Source organism: Polyangium sp. 15x6, from assembly GCF_029960785.1.
GTDB lineage: Bacteria > Myxococcota_A > Polyangia > Polyangiales > Polyangiaceae > Polyangium.
The window spans coordinates 25,381-41,250 of record NZ_JASBQE010000104.1; the positions used below are offsets into that span (position 1 = coordinate 25,381).

Here is a 15,870-nt window from a genome sequence, read left to right on the forward strand (position 1 = left end):
CCGACGGTACCGCGAACGCGGCCATGCGTGCTCAGCGCAGCTCGATGCTTGAACCCATCGAGATCATTTCTGGCTCAGGCCGACCGCCGAGCTACCCTGGCCGCATGGTGATCAGGCGCGAGCCACGCGGACCGCTGCGGCTGTTCGTCCAGATGTTGTGGTACTCGGACGACACCGCGGATCGCGACGGGCGGTTCGAGCGCGAGCGCGTGTTGCCGACCGGTTCGATGCACGTCGTGGTTCGACTCACCGACCCTCCGCTGCGCGTGTTCGACGGAGCCGGCATCGCAACCGATGTCGGCCGAGCGGTGATCGGCGGCGCGCGCTCGACGTTCTACGAGCGCGACATCTCGCGACCGTCGCGGTCGGTCGGGGCGTTGCTCTGCCCGGGCGGGGCATTGCCGCTGCTCGGGATCCCCGCGGAGGCCTTCGCGGAGCGGCACACCGCGCTCGAGGACGTGTGGGGTTCGGCCGCGCTCGAGCTGCGCGATCGCCTGCTCGAGGTCGGATCGCCCCATGCCGCGCTCGATCTGTTCGAATCCGCGCTCGCGGCACGGTTTCCGCGCGTCCGCGGCGTGAATCCCGTCGTCGCGCACGCGCTCGCGCGGTTCGAGACGACGTTCGACGTCGGCGCCGTGGTCGACGAAACTGGCTACAGCCATCGGCACTTCATCACCATGTTCCACGAGGCGGTCGGGCTGACTCCGAAGCGCTACTGCCGCGTTCGCCGCTTCCAGCGCGTGCTTTCGCGGGCCGCGTCGACACGGCCGTGGAGCGAGATCGCCCTCGACGCGGGGTACAGCGACCAAGCGCACTTCACGCGCGAGTTTCGCGAGCTTGCCGGAGTTTCGCCGAGCCGGTTCCGCCTCCTGTCACCGGCCCACGCGCACCACGTGCCGATCGACACGCCGAGTTCAAATTCGTTCAAGACCGTGCCGGCACGCCGGGGCAAGATCGGGCCATGAAGATCCACGAAGCGTTCGCGTATCTCCGCGTGAAGCAGGCCGACCGAGCGATCGAGTACTACAAGCACGTCTTCGGTGCGACCGAGAAGCTCCGGTTGACCGAGCCGAGCGGCCGGATCGGACACGCCGAGCTCGACTTCGGCGCCACCATCGTGATGCTGTCCGAGGAGTATCCGGAGCTCGACATCCTCGGGCCGCAATCGATCGGCAGGACGTCTGTATCGATCCACCTCCATGTCGACGACGCCGACGCGCTCATCGACCGTGCGGTGGCGGCGGGCGGCACGCTCGTGCGCCCGCCGGCGGATCACTTTTATGGCGAGCGGTCCGGCACCGTGCGCGATCCGTTCGGGCACGAGTGGCTGATCGGTCACAGCATCGAAGCGGTGACACCCGACGAGATGCAGCGACGCTACACCGCGTTGATGAAGGGCTGACCGACACACGTTCGTCCCTCATCGGTCGGCAACCGGCGTCACGGCTCAAAACGTGCCGACTTCGCCGAGCAGCGTGCCCGTCTCGATCAAATACACGTGGCCCCGCGGGGTCGACGCGCCCGCCTCCCAGCGCGATTCGACGACGAGCTCGTAGGGGAAGCCGCACGTCGAGCAGCTGTCCCCCGACATACCGCCGGCGTACACGTCCGGGAACGGGTTTTCCTCGAAGGAGAAGGCCAAGCGAAGGTCCGCGGCCCCGTCGTCGCCCCGATAGAGCTCCCCGCGCTGCTCGTGGTGGAGAATGCCGTCGGCGCTCGAGACCTGCCCGAGCACGAGGACCTGCAAGTATTCGTCGGCGCACTCGCTCTTGCGGTCGATGTGCTGCACCACCGGCGAGCTCTCGATATCGGCGGCGAGCGACCAGCTCACGGCGCTCTTCGTCCCGTTGGCCCACGCCACCTCGAAGCTCCCGGACCCGCCCGTCGCGTCGATGGCCTCCTGGCCGCTCACACCGAGGGGCGTCGGCTCGGTGAGGCCATGGTCCACGCGCAGCTCTCCCGCCATCGCCGGGAGGGAATCACAGGGATCGGCGCCGATCTCCCCCGTCTGTCCCCCCGTGCTCGTGCACCCCATGAGCAGCCCCACCAAAGCCCAGCAAGCAAGTCGTGCGTTCATCGAAGCCTCCTTCGCCCTCCACTTGCCGCACCCCACGGGCCAACGCAAGCGCCGCGTAGCGCACATACGCATTATCTATCGTGCCGATCTGCTATCCTATGTGCACATATGCGATACAGGAAGGCGCACTACGATGAAATCGCAAAGGATTTCTGCCGAGCGCTCCGCGGCCGGCGCTCGCAGCGGCAGCTGAGCGTCCGGCTCGGGTACGGCACGAACGTCGCGTTCGGCTGGGAGTCCGGGCGGCGCTTTCCCACGCTCCCCACCCTGCTGCGCGTCGCGGCGTACAACGGTGTCGACGTCCATCGCGCGCTCGCGGAGTTCGTGCGCCAGGAGCCGGGCCTCGGCGCGGACGTCGCCGTCTCCGACCCGGCCCTCACGGCCACCCTGTTTCAGGTCCTCAAAGGGGGCCTGAGCAACGCCGAGATCGGCTCCCGCATCGGGCGCAGCGCGTCCCAGGTGTCGCGCTTCATGGCGGGCACGTCCCAGCCGCGGCTCCCCGACGTGCTGGCCATCGTCGACGCGACCACCGACCGACTGCTCGACTTCCTGGCCCTCTTCGTCCACCCGAGCCAATTGCCCTCGGTCGCGCGCGACTTCCGTGTGCTCGAGGAGCGCCGCCGGATCGCGACCGAGCTGCCCTGGTCGCACGCCGTCCTGCGCGTCCTCGAGCTCGCCAGCTACGCCGCCCTCCCCTGCCATGACGACGCCTGGGTCGCCGCTCGCCTCGGGCTGCCGGACGACGAGGTGCGCGCGTGCCTCGAGGCCCTCTCGCGAGCGGGCCTGATCCGATGGCACGAAGGGCGGTATGCCGCGACGGCCGAGACGGTCGACATGACCCGAGGGCCCGCCGAGCCACGACAACGATTGAAAGCGCACTGGCTCGACGTCGCCGCGCGCCGGCAGCTTCGTGGCGATCCGGGCCTGTATTCCTACAACCTGGTCAGCGTCGCGCGCTCGGACCTCGAGCGGCTGCGGGCTTTGCACGTGCGGTATTTCCACGAGCTTCGCCAGATCGTGTCGGACTCGCGCGAGCCCGACTGCGTCGCGCTGGTGGCGATGCAGCTCCTCGAGCTCGGCGCGTGACCGAACGCTGCGTCGCGTACGCGGCGCGCCTGTCACACTCCGCGCCCCCGATCCGATAACGAGCCGCCATGCAGCCCATCGTAGCCTTTCTCCTGACCTCGTTCGCCCTCGCCGCGCCCACGCTCTGCGCCTGCAAGCCGGCGCCCCCGCCGGAGCCAAGCCCGTCCGTGGGGGAGCTCCCGAGGGCGCTCACGGCCCGGCTAAGCGCCGCGCTGCCGGATCACCGCGCCAAATGTGACGGCGCGATGTCGGGCCCGTGCAACTTGCGCGGGGATCTCGATGGCGACGGCATCCTCGACGACGTGGTGTTCGTGCAGAGCCGCGCGGGCGCCGGGGGGATTGCGATCCTCTGGGGGAAGGGCGCCGTGGAGCTGCTCGGCGGAGGGCGCCGGGGGCAATCCTGGACGACGACCGAGGTGGCCGACGTCGACGGCAGCCAAGGGGCGACGCCATCCGCGACGGAGGTCGACGCCGACCTCGGCTGGCTCGCGCGCTGGGAGCTGCGACCTCGAAAGCTCCGCAACGACGTCCCCGTCCTCGTCGGGCGGATCGGCGGGAGGACCGTCGAATCGCCTGCGCCGGGCGCCCTCGGCGACGGGTTGCTGCTCGATGGCGGCGACGCCGCGGCCGTCCTCTACCGCACCGCGGACGGCTGGACGCTGATGCACCTCGGCTTTTAGGTGCCGCTTGGACGCCAAAGCTGCATGATCCCGTCGCGCATCACGCCGCCCCCCCACCGCAGGCTCCGCCCACCTCGACGTCCCTCCCACGACCGAGCCGGTCCGGTTCGTTCTCTGGAGCTGCGACGATGTTGTACTTTTCTACATCTGCTGTTCGATATCGCTCACAGGTAAGCCGTGTCCGTCGAGTTCCTTCCTCATTATTCATCAACACTAGATTTTTTTATTGGCATGGATCCATGCGTGTGACTGCCATGGACGACAGCACGCTTTTTCATCCTTGACGTCCGCAACGAAATCTAGTTCAACTCCGCGTGCTCGCGCAGTAAGCGGCATCCGTGCGCAAGTTGCCAACCGTCCGCGGTGGGTGACGCGGCGTGAACGCAACATTGCGACATTCCCGGGATCGAATGCATATCCCGAAGGGAGCTAGAAAAATGCGAATGAAGACCGTTTGGCTTTTCGCCGTCGGAGCGATGTTTGCCTCCGTGGCAGTTGGTGCTTCCAACGCCGAAGCACTGCATAAGCGTGAATCTGCGATGGCGTGCTTCGCGCGCGGAACCACCGATTCCTGGACATCTTCGGCTGGCCTGTCCAATTACTCCACCACGGACAACTTGACCATCAACTGCGCCGTGAATGATGACGACCGCTTCAAGAAGGAGGACGTGGCGACGTTGAACATGCACGGGTACAACGGCAACTCCAGTACGCCTATTTATGCGGTTGCTTGCGTTTCGTACTATGCTTCCAATGGCGGAGCTTGCGGAGCCTCGTCATCAGCGGCAGGCGTCGGCAATTACACACTCTCCCCTGCACGCACATACTGGACGAGCACCTATGCCTCCGATTTCGGGTTCGTGCAGTTGACGCTCGGGACAATCTCGGGCTCATCTGCTAGTAGCTTCAGGGGCTTCTACATCTCGAACTGACGAGGGAGCGTATCCTGGGAGGGGGCATGGTTGTCATGGTGCACCCCTGTGACCTCGTGCCCCTCCCGCTCGCTCCTCTCATTGTCCCGGCAGCTTTCCTACGCGGCTTTGGGAAATGCTGCCAACCTGGCGCTGGCTCAGGAGAGTTGCATGGCGGCTGCACGTAGTATCTTCTCGAGCATTCTTCCGCTCATCGCGGGGGCGCTCGCCGGAGCGATGGCGACGGTGCTCATCTCCCGCGATAAAACCACGAACATGAACACGCCGTCGAGCACGGCTCCTCATGTTTCGCACGAACCGGGCACGATACGGATTCCAACCGGCGCGAACCAGGGAACCGGGACTTCGGAGCTCGACGACCTCAAGAAACGCCTCGCAGCGCTCGAGAAGCGCGAAGCTCCGTCCGATACGGACCAAGAGAGTCCTTACCAGCCGGCTGCGCTGCCCGATCCCGAGGAATGGAAGGCCCATCGCGAGAAGCATCATCGAGAAATCGTGGAGGCGCACGAGCGCGCCCCCGTGGATTCCCAATGGGCGCCTCGAGCGCGGACGCTGCTCTTGGACGAGCTGCGCACCATGGAGACATCGGATGGGTTTTCGGTGCGTAATGTTGATTGCAGAACCAATACCTGCACGGCCCTCCTCGAGTGGGCGGATTACGGTCAGGCCGTAAAAGGCTGGGGCAGTGCCATCGAACACGTGTACAAGTTGAATTGCGGGCGAGAGATTTTACTGCCTGAGCCTCCAGATCCAGGCGTACGATATCAGGCCACCATGGTCTTCACATGCGATGCCCCCGCGGAATAGACATCGGCTCGCACCACAAAACCACGGTGACGCTGAGCGCGCCCTGAAAGGCCTCTGGCCGAAAAGGCGGCTTGTTTTTCTCGAGCGCTTCACTCACACGCTCGCAGCACCCGCTCACTCTCCTCCGCCCAGCGTAGCCACGCGCGCTCGCGCGTGATGCCGAGGCGCAGCGTCAGATAGATCAACTTCTTCCACCGCGGCATCTCGTCTACCGGTTCCGCATAGTACTTCGCCTCGATCGCCTCGAACGTGGCGAGCAGCGCCGCATGACGTTCGCGCGCAAGCGCGAGCTGTGCACGCAGATCCTCGATGCCGACGAGTTCGGCCGCAAAAAACTTGATCATCAGCGGGTCGGCGTGACGGGGCGCCTCTGGCGGCTCGCGGAACCAATCGGCGAACGCACGCCGGCCCTTCGCCGTGATCGTGTACACCTTCTTGTCCGGCTTGCCCTGCTGCTCGACCTCCTTGAACCGCACGAGCCCCGCCTCGGCGAGCGCCGCGAGCTCGCGGTACACCTGCTGGTGCGTCGCGCGCCAGTAGAACCCGGCGACCTCGTCGAACTCCTTCGTGATCTCGTAGCCCGTGGCCGGGCGCGTGCCGACGACGGCCAGGATCAAGTGCTTCAGGGACATGGCGAGGCTCCTCCGATCGATCTACGTATGCACATGGTTGCATATCCCGGCGCCGGATGCTAGGACCTATGCTACAAGGTGCATAGGTGGTCACGATGCCTTCGCTGAAGACGCTGTCCTCCGAGCGCGTGCGCTGGGCGATCCTCGCCCTCGGCGCGGTAGCGCTCTGCTTCTCGAACGGCGTTCACGCCAACGTCTTCGCGGCTTGGGTCGCGCCGGCTCTGATGTTGCGCTTCGTGATGATGTCGCCGCCGCGCTCCGGCTTCGCCGCGACGGCGGTCGTGTGCGGCATCGCCTCTTTCGTCACGTTTCGAGGCGCCATTCCCATGCCGGACGCGGAGTACGCCGTCACGAGCGTGATCTCCGGCGTGCTCGGCGCGGTCCCTTATTTGCTGCACCGCCTTGCAGCCCAGCGCCTCGGAGGTGTGCCGGGCTCGCTCGTGTTTCCTGCGGCGAACGTCACCCTTCTCTACGTGGTTTCTCTCGGCGGCCCGTTCGGAACGTGGGCGAACGACGCGTACGTCCAGCTCGACTTCCTGCTGCTCTCGGAGCTCGCCTCGGTGACGGGGCTGTGGGGCGTCGTGTTCTTCGTCGCGTGGTTCGCCAGCGCGGTGCAGGGGCTGTTCGAATCTCGCGCGCTCCGCACCAATCCAGCGCTCGTGGCGTTCGGAGCATGCTTCATCCTCGCGCTCGGCTACGGCGCCTGGGCTCGCTACACACCTCGGACCGCGCGCCAAACCGTGCGCGTCGCAGCACTCAGCAATCCTGCTTCCCTGAGCGATCTCTTCTTCGAAGGCTGCCCCGCGCGCGAGGACACCACCTGCCGCGCCGGAAACAGCCGCGCACGTCTCGACAATCTTTTCGCGAAGTCCGAAACCGCCGTCCAGAATGGCGCGCGGGTGATCGTCTGGTACGAGGGCGCGGCGCAATACGACGAAGGCTCCGAGGCCGAGTTCGTCGGGCGCGCGCAGGACTTCACCCGCCGTCACGGCGTCCATCTCGTCGCCGGCGCCCTCCAGGTCCCCCGGGATCCCGGCGCGCGGATGACCAACAAGGCGATGGTCTTCACGCCCGAGGGCCGGCTCGCGTTCGAATACGTGAAGTCGATCCCCGTGCCTGGCGAGCCCATCGTCGCGGGCAATGGGCAGGTGCAAACGCTCGACACGCCGTACGGACGCCTCGGCGTGATCATCTGCTTCGACGCCGACTTCCCCGCGCTCGGCCGGAAGGCTGCGCTGCAGGGCGTCGATCTGCTGCTCGTGCCGGCCAACGATTGGCGCGCGATCACGCCCCTGCACGGAGAGATGACGGTGTTCCGCGCGATCGAGGGCGGCTTCAGTCTCGTGCGAGCGGCGAGCAACGGCCTGTCGATCGCGACCGACGCGCGCGGCGTGCGCCTCGGGTCGAACGATTCTTTCGCCTCGCCCGGCGCCATCTTGTATGCCGACGCGCCAATCGCGGGCCACCTGACCCTTTATGCCAGATTCGGCGACTGGTTCGCTTATCTCTGCGCACTTTGTCTCGCAGCCCTCACGGCCGGCGCGATCTGGTCGGCTCGGCGGCGGGTCGAGCTTCAGTCCACCGGCAAGAACTCCGCATTGTAGACCACCTCCCACAAGTGCCCGTCCGGGTCTTCGAAGTAGCCGGCATAGCCGCCCCAGAAGGTCTTCTGCGCCGGCTTCACGATGCGGGCGCCGGCTCGGGCCGCCTGGGCCATCACGTCGTCCACCTCCTGCTCGCTGCGCACGTTGTGGCCGAGCGTGAAGTCGGCCGCGGGACGGCCCTGCGGTCGAGCCATGCCGGTATCGTGGGCGAGGTCCTCGCGTGACCAGAGCGCGAGCCTGAGGCCTGGCTGCAGGTCGAAAAAGGCGACTGCGCCGTGCTCGAACTCGCGGCCGATGATGCCTTGCGTGGGCAGACCGAGGCCGTCACGATAGAAGGCGAGGGACTTCTCCAGGTCATCCACGCACACGGTGAGGACCGAAATTCTGGGCTTCATGCTGCCCATCTTTCCTCCGATCACGAGCCCCGTCTTGAACAAAACGGACACGCACGCGGACTCTGTGGATCTGGCCCAGGCCACTGGCCGTTATGACGAGGCGCCGGTGCCGCCGGCGCTGCGCGAGGTGTTCGCCTGTCGATGGATCCACCGCATGCCGGCGCATGACGCGGCACCGGTGCTGGTGGTGCCCGACGGCTGCATGGATCTGCAATTCATCGATGGCGGGCGGCTGCGCGTGGCCGGGCCCGACCGCGAGCCGCAGACCGAGGTCCTGCGGGCCGGTTCGGTGGTGGTGGGCTACCGTTTTCGCCCGGGCGCCGCGGCGGCGTGGCTCGGCGTGCCGGCGCATGTGCTGCTGAACCGGCGCGTGGCGCTGGACGATCTGTGGGGCAACGCCAGGGCGTCGCGATTTGCGGTGAATGACCTCGCTGCCCTGGAGCAGCGGCTCGCCGCCCATCGGCCGCATACCTTTCGGATCGACGCGTCGATGAACGAGGCGTTTCACCTGCTCCGTGGAGCAGACGCGCCGCCGGGCGTGCCGCTGGTTCGGTGGCTCTCCAATCGACTCTCGCTTTGCGAACGCACGTTGCGCCGGCGCTTCAGCGATCACTTCGGTTATGGGCCCAAGACGCTGGACAGGATTCTGCGATACCAGCACTTCCTCCGGCTCGTACGTGGGAGACCGTCCGCATCGATGGCCGCGTGGGCCGCCGAGGCCGGTTATGCCGACCAGCCACACCTGGTGCGCGAAAGCCGGCGCCTTGCCCGCCGCACGCCGGGCGACGTGATGGCGGCGATGCGTGCGCGGCTCGGCATCCATCACGAGGAGCTCCCGCCCGGGCGACGCACGTGGTGAGGGCGCTCGTCGGATCGGTGGGCTCCCAGCGCATGGCGCCGCCGCCCTCCCGCGGGTTCGCTGGCGAGGACCATGGGCGTCACGCCCCACTCAGTCGGGTGATGCTTCGATCAGATACCGGCACCTATCGGCGAATTTCGGAAAGCGTTTTGCGATCCTGGTCAGAATCGGGACCCTCTGGGCGCGCGAGCGAAATGGGAAGGTGTCCTGCGAAAAAAGGGCGAGCGCCACGCGAATTTCATCGACACCTACCTCCAGCCAGTGCACCAGCACCCGCCGGATGCAGGCCCCCTCGTCGTCGGTCGAGTAGGAGGCTACACCGAGAAGCAACGCCCCCTCGTCAAAGGAAAACACTGCCTTCTCGACTGCGTTCGCAATGCAATCCGGAAGCTTGTCGACGCCGACCTGGTCGATGACCTCTGTCAATGTGTCGGAGAGCGCGCTGACATCATAGTCGCGCGCTGACGGATCGAGGCACGAATTGCGTACTTCTTTCCAATACGGTAAATTCATGTCGCTCATCGGTTCCTTGGACCTCCACGCACCTCGGTTTCAGCCGTCCCAACAGGGAAGACCGCCCAGCACCCGTTACGCCCGGTGCTCACCGGGCAATCGTCACCTCGATCGGCCCCGCCACGAGCGTGTACGGCGGCATTTCGCAGAGCCTACGGAGCCGTTCGGCGGCTTCGGGCGTCTCGGGTTCTTCCTCGCAACGCCCGCTGTATTGATAGAGCATGAACATCCGAAGGCGCCCCTCTCTGCTCGGCTCCACGATGGAGCTCGGGGTCCACGCGCGTCGCAAGGGCAGCTCTTGCCCCGGCGAAAGCTCGACGATGCGAGGCTCCGTCGGATCGGCACTGTCGTTCCCGCAGCGCATGGACGCGGGCGAGGTCTTCGGGACGCAGAAGGTCCCATCGCCTCGGTCCCACTCGACGAACAGGGTCATCTGGGGATCGCCCCCATGGGAATCGTCGCTCTCGCCTCGGGTGAGGGTGAGAACCGGGTAGGAAATCGTGGTCGAATCGTTCCGAAGCGACAGGTCCAGACGGATCGGCTGGCCAGGACGCACCGTCGACGCGCCGAGCAGCGTCGCCCGTAACGTGAGATCACGCTCGACCCTTCCGCCCGGGCTCCTCTTCAAGTGGGGATGGAGATCCGCGAACTGCGCACAGAGAGGCTCTTGCTGCTCGCGCACGGGGCTCTGCGCGCCTCCGCAACCGAGGAGGCCGAGGGAGAGGAGCGAAGCGATGCAAGGTCCTCGCGCCGGACGGAAAAAAGCCTGCATGCGCATGAGCTCCGCAGCCATGGGCGCGAGCATAACCCATGCGCCGCACTTCGCTCTACTTCAACGACGGGTCTCGCCAGGTGCCCTCGTCCGGGAGGGCTCGACGCGAGCCGGCTACCCAGGGAAGTTGCATCACGGGCCGTAATCACCTATAAAAGCGCGAATGCACCGCTCCGGCGCGTTGAGCCCGTTCGTCGAGAATCGAACGCGCGAGGGATTGAACGACCGCCCGCTTGGTGCCATCCTCCGCGGATGATGGACGCTCCGGTTCTTGCTCGTGTCGTCGAGGCGCTCCGGCCCGTCGAAAACCTGGTCGCACTCGTACTCGGCGGCTCTCGCGCGCGGGGAACGGCGGGTCCCAAGTCCGACTACGACATCGGCCTCTACTACGAGCCGAATGCGCCACTCCAGGTAGAGGCGCTGCGCTCGGCGGTCGCCCCGCTGGTGGACGACCCTTCATCGACCGTGACCCAGATCGGCGAATGGGGCCCTTGGATCAACGGCGGCGGCTGGCTCAGCATCGGCGGCGTCGAGGTCGATCTCATCTACCGCGATCTCGGCGGCGTGCGCGCCGCCATCGCCGACGCGCGGCAGGGCCGCTTCTCGATGAACTACCAAACCGGGCACCCCCACGGCTTCTGCTCGACCATCTGGATGGGCGAAGTCGCAACTTGCCAGCCGCTCCTCGATCCGTTCGGCCTCATCGCCGAGTTGAAGAGCCAAACGTGGCCGTATCCGGAGACGCTGCGGGACGCGCTGGTCGCCCGCTTCGGATGGGAGGTGGGCTTCGCCATCGAAAATGCCGAAATAGCGGCCAGGCGCGCCGAACGCACGCACATTGCGGGCTGCGCCTACCGGGCGCTGTGCTGCGCGGCGCAGGTGCTGTTTGCCCTGAACGGCCGCTATCTGATCAACGAAAAGGGCGCCGTCCCCGAAGCTGCGACCTACCCGATCACGATCGAGGGCCTGGCCGAGACGGAAGCCGCGATCTGGAGAGACATCGGCGGCGGGGAGCACGAGCGCGCGCTTCAGCGCTTGCGCAGCTTGTCCGGAAGCCTGCATGCCATCCTCCAGCGAGCGGGAATGAAGGGGTAATCCGCACGGGCGGTGGACTTGTTCGAATGGCGCTCGCCGCCTTAGATTCCCTCGCGTTGGGGGGAGCGCATGCAGGCGGGGGACGTCATCGACGATCGATTCGCCATCGAGCGGGTCGCCGGTTCGGGGGGAATGGGCTCGGTCTTCCGGGCGCACGACCGCCTTTCCGGCGGGCCCGTGGCCATCAAGGTGCTCCATGACCGGGAGCCCGGCGATATCGCGCGTTTCGATATGGAGGCGCGTGTGCTCGCAGGGCTCGATCATCCGGGCATCGTCCGGTATGTCACGCACGGCGTTACCAGCGCGGGTGAGCCCTTCCTCGCCATGGAATGGCTCGCGGGAGAGGATCTCGGCGCGCGGCTCGCGCGCGGGAGGCTCACGGTCGAGGAGAGTGTGGCCGTCGTCAGCGCAGCGGCCTCGGCTCTCGCGACAGCGCACGCGCGCGACGTGGTGCACCGTGATATCAAGCCGAGCAACGTCTTTCTCGTGGATGGCGCGCTGGATCGGGTGAAATTGCTCGATTTTGGTCTCGCGCGTATGCCGTTTTCGCCAAGGTTCACGCGGACGGGCGTGGTGCTGGGGACGCCGAGCTACATGGCGCCCGAGCAGGCGCGTGGCGCGCCTTCGCTCGATGCGCGCGTCGATGTATTCGCGCTCGGCGCCGTGTTGTTCGAGTGCTTGACCGGGCAGCCCGCATTCCAGGGCGAGCATGTGATGGCCATCCTGGCGAAGGTACTGCTCGAAGATCCGCCGCCCTTGCGAAAGCTCCGGCCCGAGGTGTCGGTGCAGCTCGAAGCGCTGGTGGCGTGTATGCTCGCGAAGGACCCGGCCGATCGGCTTGCCGACGCGGGAGAGGTCACGGAGGCGCTTGCTTGCCTCGATGCGCGTGATGCTTGGTCGTGGCTCTCCGATATGCCCCCTGCGGAAGCGCTGACGGGGAGCGAGCAGCGATTGCTGAGTATCGTCGCCGTGGGCGCGCCGGCCGAAGACGTCGACGCCGAGCATACGAGTGCGCGTCGGGAGGTTCTGGAATCGGCCGCGGAGCGGTTTGGCGCACGAATCGAATGGCTGGCGGACGGCTCGACGCTGGCGGTCTTCATGAATGCAACGAGCGCCCCGGATGCTGCGGCGCGCGCCGCGCGGTGTGCCCTCTGGCTGCGCCCGCGCATTCCGGAGACGCCCATTGCGATTGCCACCGGCCTCGGCGAGGTCGACGAGCGAGTCCCGGTCGGACAGGTCCTCGAACGGGCCGCCGCGCTCCTGCGCACCGCGGGGCGCTGGGTGCTCGTGGACGAGGTGACCGCGGGGCTACTCGAAGCCCGCCTCGTGGTGGCGCGTGGGCCGGGCGGGCTCGAGCTTCACCGCGAGGAGGAGATCAGCGCGACCGCGCGCACGCTGCTCGGCAAACCAAGCCCGTTCGTGGGGCGCGGACGCGAGGTACGCATTCTGCTCGACCTGCTCGACGAATCCGTCGGCGAAGGCATTGCGCGCGCCGTGCTCGTGACCGGGCCGCCCGGAATCGGAAAGTCCCGTCTTCGCCAGGAGTTCGTCCGCGCGGCCTTCCAGCGTCATCCCGCGGTCGACGTGTGGATCGGCCGCGGCGATGCGATGAGCAAAGGGTCGGCGTTTTCCATCGTGGGCTCGGCGCTGCGGCACGCATTCGCGGTCGCGGGCCACGAGACGATCGAGGAACGGAGACGCAAGCTCACCGAGCGGGTTGCGCACCACGTGGCCGAACCCGAGGTCCGCCACGTGGCCGGGTTTCTCGGCGAAATGACGGGCACGCCCTTCCCCGACGACGAGAGCGCCAAGCTCCGCGCCGCGCGCCTCGACGCGCGCCTCATGGCCGATCAGATTCAAACTTCCTTTCGGCAATTCATGGCCGCCGAGTGTGGTGCGCACCCGGTATTACTCGTCCTCGATGACTTGCATTGGGGCGATCTTCCCTCCGTGAAGCTCATCGACGCAGCGTTGCGGGATCTCTCAGGCAAGCCGCTCCTCGTGGCAGCCTTCGGTCGGCCCGAGGTGCACGACGTGTTTCCCAAGGTATGGGCGGAGCGTGGTTTGTCCGAGATTCGCCTGGGCGAGCTGACATCACGGGCGGCGGAGGAGCTCGCTCGAAGTGCGCTCGGGGGCGCGGCCGCTCCTCGGACGATTGCGCAGATCGTCAAGCGCGCCGCGGGGCATCCGTTTTTCTTGGAAGAACTCATCCGGGCGGTGGCCGAAGGGCGTGGGGAGCAATTGCCGGAGACCGTCCTGGCCATGGTCGAGGCGCGCCTCGCCGCCCTCCCCGCAGGCGCGCGGCGCGTGCTGCGCGCGGCCAGCGTATTCGGGGACGTCTTCTGGTGCGGCGGCGTGGAGCACCTCCTCGGCGGTGGGGACGAGGCGCTGCGCGCGCACGATTGGCTCGACATGCTGGCCACGCGTGAGGTCGTGCAACGCAGCGAGACGAGCAGGTTTCCGGGGGAGGAGCAGTATTCGTTCCGGCATTCGCTTCTGCGGGAGGGCGCTCATGCGACGCTGACGGAGCCCGACCGCACGCTTGGACATCGGCTCGCCGGGGAGTGGCTCCTGCAATGGGGTGAGGGCGACGCATTGCGCCTGGCCGAGCATTTCGAGCGTGGAAAGAGCCCGGAGCGCGCGGCGGAGTGGTATCTCGCGGCGGCGAGGCAGATGCTCCAGGGGGCGGATCTGCGTGCGGCCATTGGCTCCGCGGAGCGAGGCCTCCGCTGCGGAGCCTCGGGCGAGCTTCGCACGTCACTCTTGTTCGTCCGCAGCGAGGCGTACGGGTGGACAGGGGACTGGGCCTCGCTCGCGAAGGGCATGGCGGAGCTCGTGCGCCTGGCCGCGCCGCGCACGCCGTTCTGGATCAAGGCAATGGCATGGAAGCTCGCGAGCGCACCGATGCTCCCCACGTCCACCCGGCTCAGCGACGACGTGCAGGCCCTCGTCGACCTGGAGCCGTGCCCGGAGAGCGTGCGGGAGCTCGTGTATGCCCTTGGGCTCGTCTGGGAGACGCTGATTCAGCAAGGCAGGCGTGACCTCGCGCAGCTCTGCGCGGCGCGGATGGAGCAGCTCGGCAGCCCCCTTGCGGCGCACGATCCCGAGGTTCGGGGCAGGCTGCACGAGTCTCGGAGCGCGACGCTTCAATTGGAGGGCGATTACTGGGGGAGCCTGGAGGCTGCAAGAACCGCCGTGGCGAGTTACGAGGAGGCCGGCGAGCGCCGGCATACGGGGAAGGCGCGCCTGAGCGTCGCGGTGATTTATCTGTGCCTCGGGGCGTATGCACGCGTGGAGGAGGAGCTGCGCGACATGGTTCAGGGGGGCGACGAGTCAGCCATTTATGCGTCATGGGGGAGGTGGATCTGGGCCTGGTCGCTCGTGGAGCGTGGGGTGCTGGAAGATGCGCGGGCGCTGGTGACGAGCATCCTGGACTCCGAGGCCGCGCGTAACGACCCCAATTTGCTGAGCCTCGTCCGAATGACGCTGGCAGTCATCCTGCGGCGCTCCGGGGATCTCGGCGCGGCGGAGCGCGAGGCGCGCACGGCGACCGAGGTCCTCGTGGGCACCACGCTATGGCGCTCGTCGGCGCTGGCGACGCTCGGAAAGATCCTCCTCCAGCAAGGGCGCACGGACGAGGCCCTGCGCCTCATCGAGGATGCGGTCGCGCAGCACGATGCGAGCGCCGGACCTTTTGGAATGTACCTGCGCCTCACCCACGCCGAGGCCCTGCACGCGACGGGCGATCACGCCCGCGCGCGAGTCATGCTGCTCGAGGCCCGAGACCTCTTGCTGTCACGCGCGGCAAAGCTCCAGGACCCGGAGCTACGCCGGAGCTTCCTCGAAAACGTCACCCAGAATGCGCGCATCCTCGACCTCGTCAGGGCCTGGGAGCAAGCGGCCTAGGGTCTACTCGTCGAATCGCGGTGTCGGAGCGCAGGCGTTTGAAGCGCGCTCCGAGCGGCCCATCAGGGCTTGCATCCCTCGACGCGGATCCCTCCGTCGCCGATGTGACGCATCCACAGCCCGCGACGCCCTCGGCATCGAGGCAATCGCAGCTCGCTGCGCCCATGCAGCGATCCGCGTGCCTTGCACGAAGCATTGCGTCAAATAGCAGCTCGCCCCCATCATGCATAAGCCGAAACCGATGCCTCGAAGCATATGCCCATAGAAGCCTCCACGAAGCGTTGCACTTTTCTCGCCCAACCTTCGCTTTGAACTCAGCAATAGATGTGCCGGACCGGGCACGAGACGGGGATGGGGCAGCCATGGGCCGTCCGTCGATCACGTGCTAGGTGGCTGGTGTCGATCGCGAGCCCGTCGAAGAGGTCGTGGCCGCTCGTGTTCCCATGGCCGCCAGGGTGCATATCGGACAGGTCGCCTGACGGCTGATAATGGTTTGGATCGTCTTCTGGTCT

Annotated in this window: 16 protein-coding genes; 10 read left to right on the forward strand and 6 right to left on the reverse strand. The window is 66.9% G+C overall.

The genetic code is table 11. From position 1 onward, the window contains the following. The first annotated feature begins 104 nt into the window (after positions 1-104). Both QHF83_RS43750 and QHF83_RS43755 read left to right on the forward strand, forming a co-directional pair. Positions 105-965, forward strand: coding sequence for an AraC family transcriptional regulator (locus tag QHF83_RS43750; RefSeq protein ID WP_282424048.1), 861 nt, complete (start codon positions 105-107; stop codon positions 963-965). Further along, positions 962-1,402, forward strand: a complete 441-nt coding sequence (locus tag QHF83_RS43755) for a VOC family protein (RefSeq protein WP_282424049.1) — start codon at positions 962-964, stop codon at positions 1,400-1,402. The genes QHF83_RS43750 and QHF83_RS43755 overlap by 4 nt, the downstream gene beginning before the upstream one ends. 45 nt (positions 1,403-1,447) lie before the next feature. Here QHF83_RS43755 and QHF83_RS43760 read toward each other — a convergent pair whose 3' ends face one another. Next, positions 1,448-2,077 carry a hypothetical protein gene (locus tag QHF83_RS43760; protein ID WP_282424050.1) on the reverse strand — a complete coding sequence of 210 codons (630 nt, stop codon included), beginning with the start codon at positions 2,075-2,077 and terminating at the stop codon, positions 1,448-1,450. A gap of 108 nt (positions 2,078-2,185) precedes the next feature. Between QHF83_RS43760 and QHF83_RS43765 the strand changes: the two genes are divergently transcribed. The 4 genes from QHF83_RS43765 to QHF83_RS43780 all read left to right on the forward strand — a co-directional run bounded on the left by QHF83_RS43765 (position 2,186) and on the right by QHF83_RS43780 (position 5,582). Beyond that, positions 2,186-3,163 (forward strand): DUF4423 domain-containing protein, encoded by a 978-nt coding sequence (locus QHF83_RS43765; RefSeq protein WP_282424051.1) that lies wholly within the window; start codon positions 2,186-2,188, stop codon positions 3,161-3,163. A gap of 68 nt (positions 3,164-3,231) precedes the next feature. Beyond that, complete coding sequence (locus tag QHF83_RS43770) at positions 3,232-3,843, forward strand: hypothetical protein (protein ID WP_282424052.1); 612 nt, start codon at positions 3,232-3,234, stop codon at positions 3,841-3,843. Positions 3,844-4,286: 443 nt separating this feature from the next. Continuing rightward, on the forward strand, positions 4,287-4,775 hold the full coding sequence (locus tag QHF83_RS43775; protein WP_282424053.1) for a hypothetical protein: 489 nt from the start codon (positions 4,287-4,289) through the stop codon (positions 4,773-4,775). 81 nt (positions 4,776-4,856) lie between these two features. Next, complete coding sequence (locus QHF83_RS43780; RefSeq protein ID WP_282424054.1) at positions 4,857-5,582, forward strand: hypothetical protein; 726 nt, start codon at positions 4,857-4,859, stop codon at positions 5,580-5,582. 89 nt (positions 5,583-5,671) lie between these two features. Here the strand turns inward: QHF83_RS43780 and QHF83_RS43785 are convergent, their stop codons facing one another. After that, positions 5,672-6,214: a PadR family transcriptional regulator gene (locus QHF83_RS43785; protein ID WP_282424055.1), complete on the reverse strand. Its 543-nt coding sequence runs from the start codon at positions 6,212-6,214 to the stop codon at positions 5,672-5,674. 95 nt (positions 6,215-6,309) lie between these two features. Here QHF83_RS43785 and QHF83_RS43790 point away from each other — a divergent pair, with 95 nt between their 5' ends. Beyond that, the gene (locus tag QHF83_RS43790; RefSeq protein ID WP_282424056.1) at positions 6,310-7,818 is read left to right on the forward strand and encodes a nitrilase-related carbon-nitrogen hydrolase; all 1,509 of its coding nucleotides are present in this window, start codon (positions 6,310-6,312) and stop codon (positions 7,816-7,818) included. Here QHF83_RS43790 and QHF83_RS43795 read toward each other — a convergent pair. Next, positions 7,788-8,213, reverse strand: a complete 426-nt coding sequence (locus tag QHF83_RS43795; RefSeq protein ID WP_282424057.1) for a VOC family protein — start codon at positions 8,211-8,213, stop codon at positions 7,788-7,790. The genes QHF83_RS43790 and QHF83_RS43795 overlap by 31 nt on opposite strands. A 34-nt stretch (positions 8,214-8,247) precedes the next feature. Here QHF83_RS43795 and QHF83_RS43800 point away from each other — a divergent pair, with 34 nt between their 5' ends. After that, positions 8,248-9,072: a DUF6597 domain-containing transcriptional factor gene (locus QHF83_RS43800; RefSeq protein ID WP_282424058.1), complete on the forward strand. Its 825-nt coding sequence runs from the start codon at positions 8,248-8,250 to the stop codon at positions 9,070-9,072. A 90-nt stretch (positions 9,073-9,162) separates the two neighbouring features. Here the strand turns inward: QHF83_RS43800 and QHF83_RS43805 are convergent, their stop codons facing one another. Together QHF83_RS43805 and QHF83_RS43810 are read right to left on the reverse strand one after the other, a co-directional pair. Further along, positions 9,163-9,594, reverse strand: coding sequence for a hypothetical protein (locus QHF83_RS43805; RefSeq protein WP_282424059.1), 432 nt, complete (start codon positions 9,592-9,594; stop codon positions 9,163-9,165). A 79-nt stretch (positions 9,595-9,673) separates the two neighbouring features. Beyond that, the gene (locus QHF83_RS43810; RefSeq protein WP_282424060.1) at positions 9,674-10,378 is read right to left on the reverse strand and encodes a hypothetical protein; all 705 of its coding nucleotides are present in this window, start codon (positions 10,376-10,378) and stop codon (positions 9,674-9,676) included. 231 nt (positions 10,379-10,609) lie between these two features. Here QHF83_RS43810 and QHF83_RS43815 point away from each other — a divergent pair, with 231 nt between their 5' ends. Together QHF83_RS43815 and QHF83_RS43820 are read left to right on the forward strand one after the other, a co-directional pair. After that, the gene (locus QHF83_RS43815; protein ID WP_282424061.1) at positions 10,610-11,452 is read left to right on the forward strand and encodes a nucleotidyltransferase domain-containing protein; all 843 of its coding nucleotides are present in this window, start codon (positions 10,610-10,612) and stop codon (positions 11,450-11,452) included. Positions 11,453-11,521: 69 nt separating this feature from the next. Next, on the forward strand, positions 11,522-15,358 hold the full coding sequence (locus QHF83_RS43820) for a protein kinase (protein ID WP_282424062.1): 3,837 nt from the start codon (positions 11,522-11,524) through the stop codon (positions 15,356-15,358). Between the two features lie 314 nt (positions 15,359-15,672). On the opposite strand, the gene QHF83_RS43825 is transcribed toward QHF83_RS43820, so the two are convergent. Beyond that, a partial coding sequence (locus QHF83_RS43825; protein WP_282424063.1) for a hypothetical protein occupies positions 15,673-15,870 on the reverse strand: 198 nt, incomplete at its 5' end.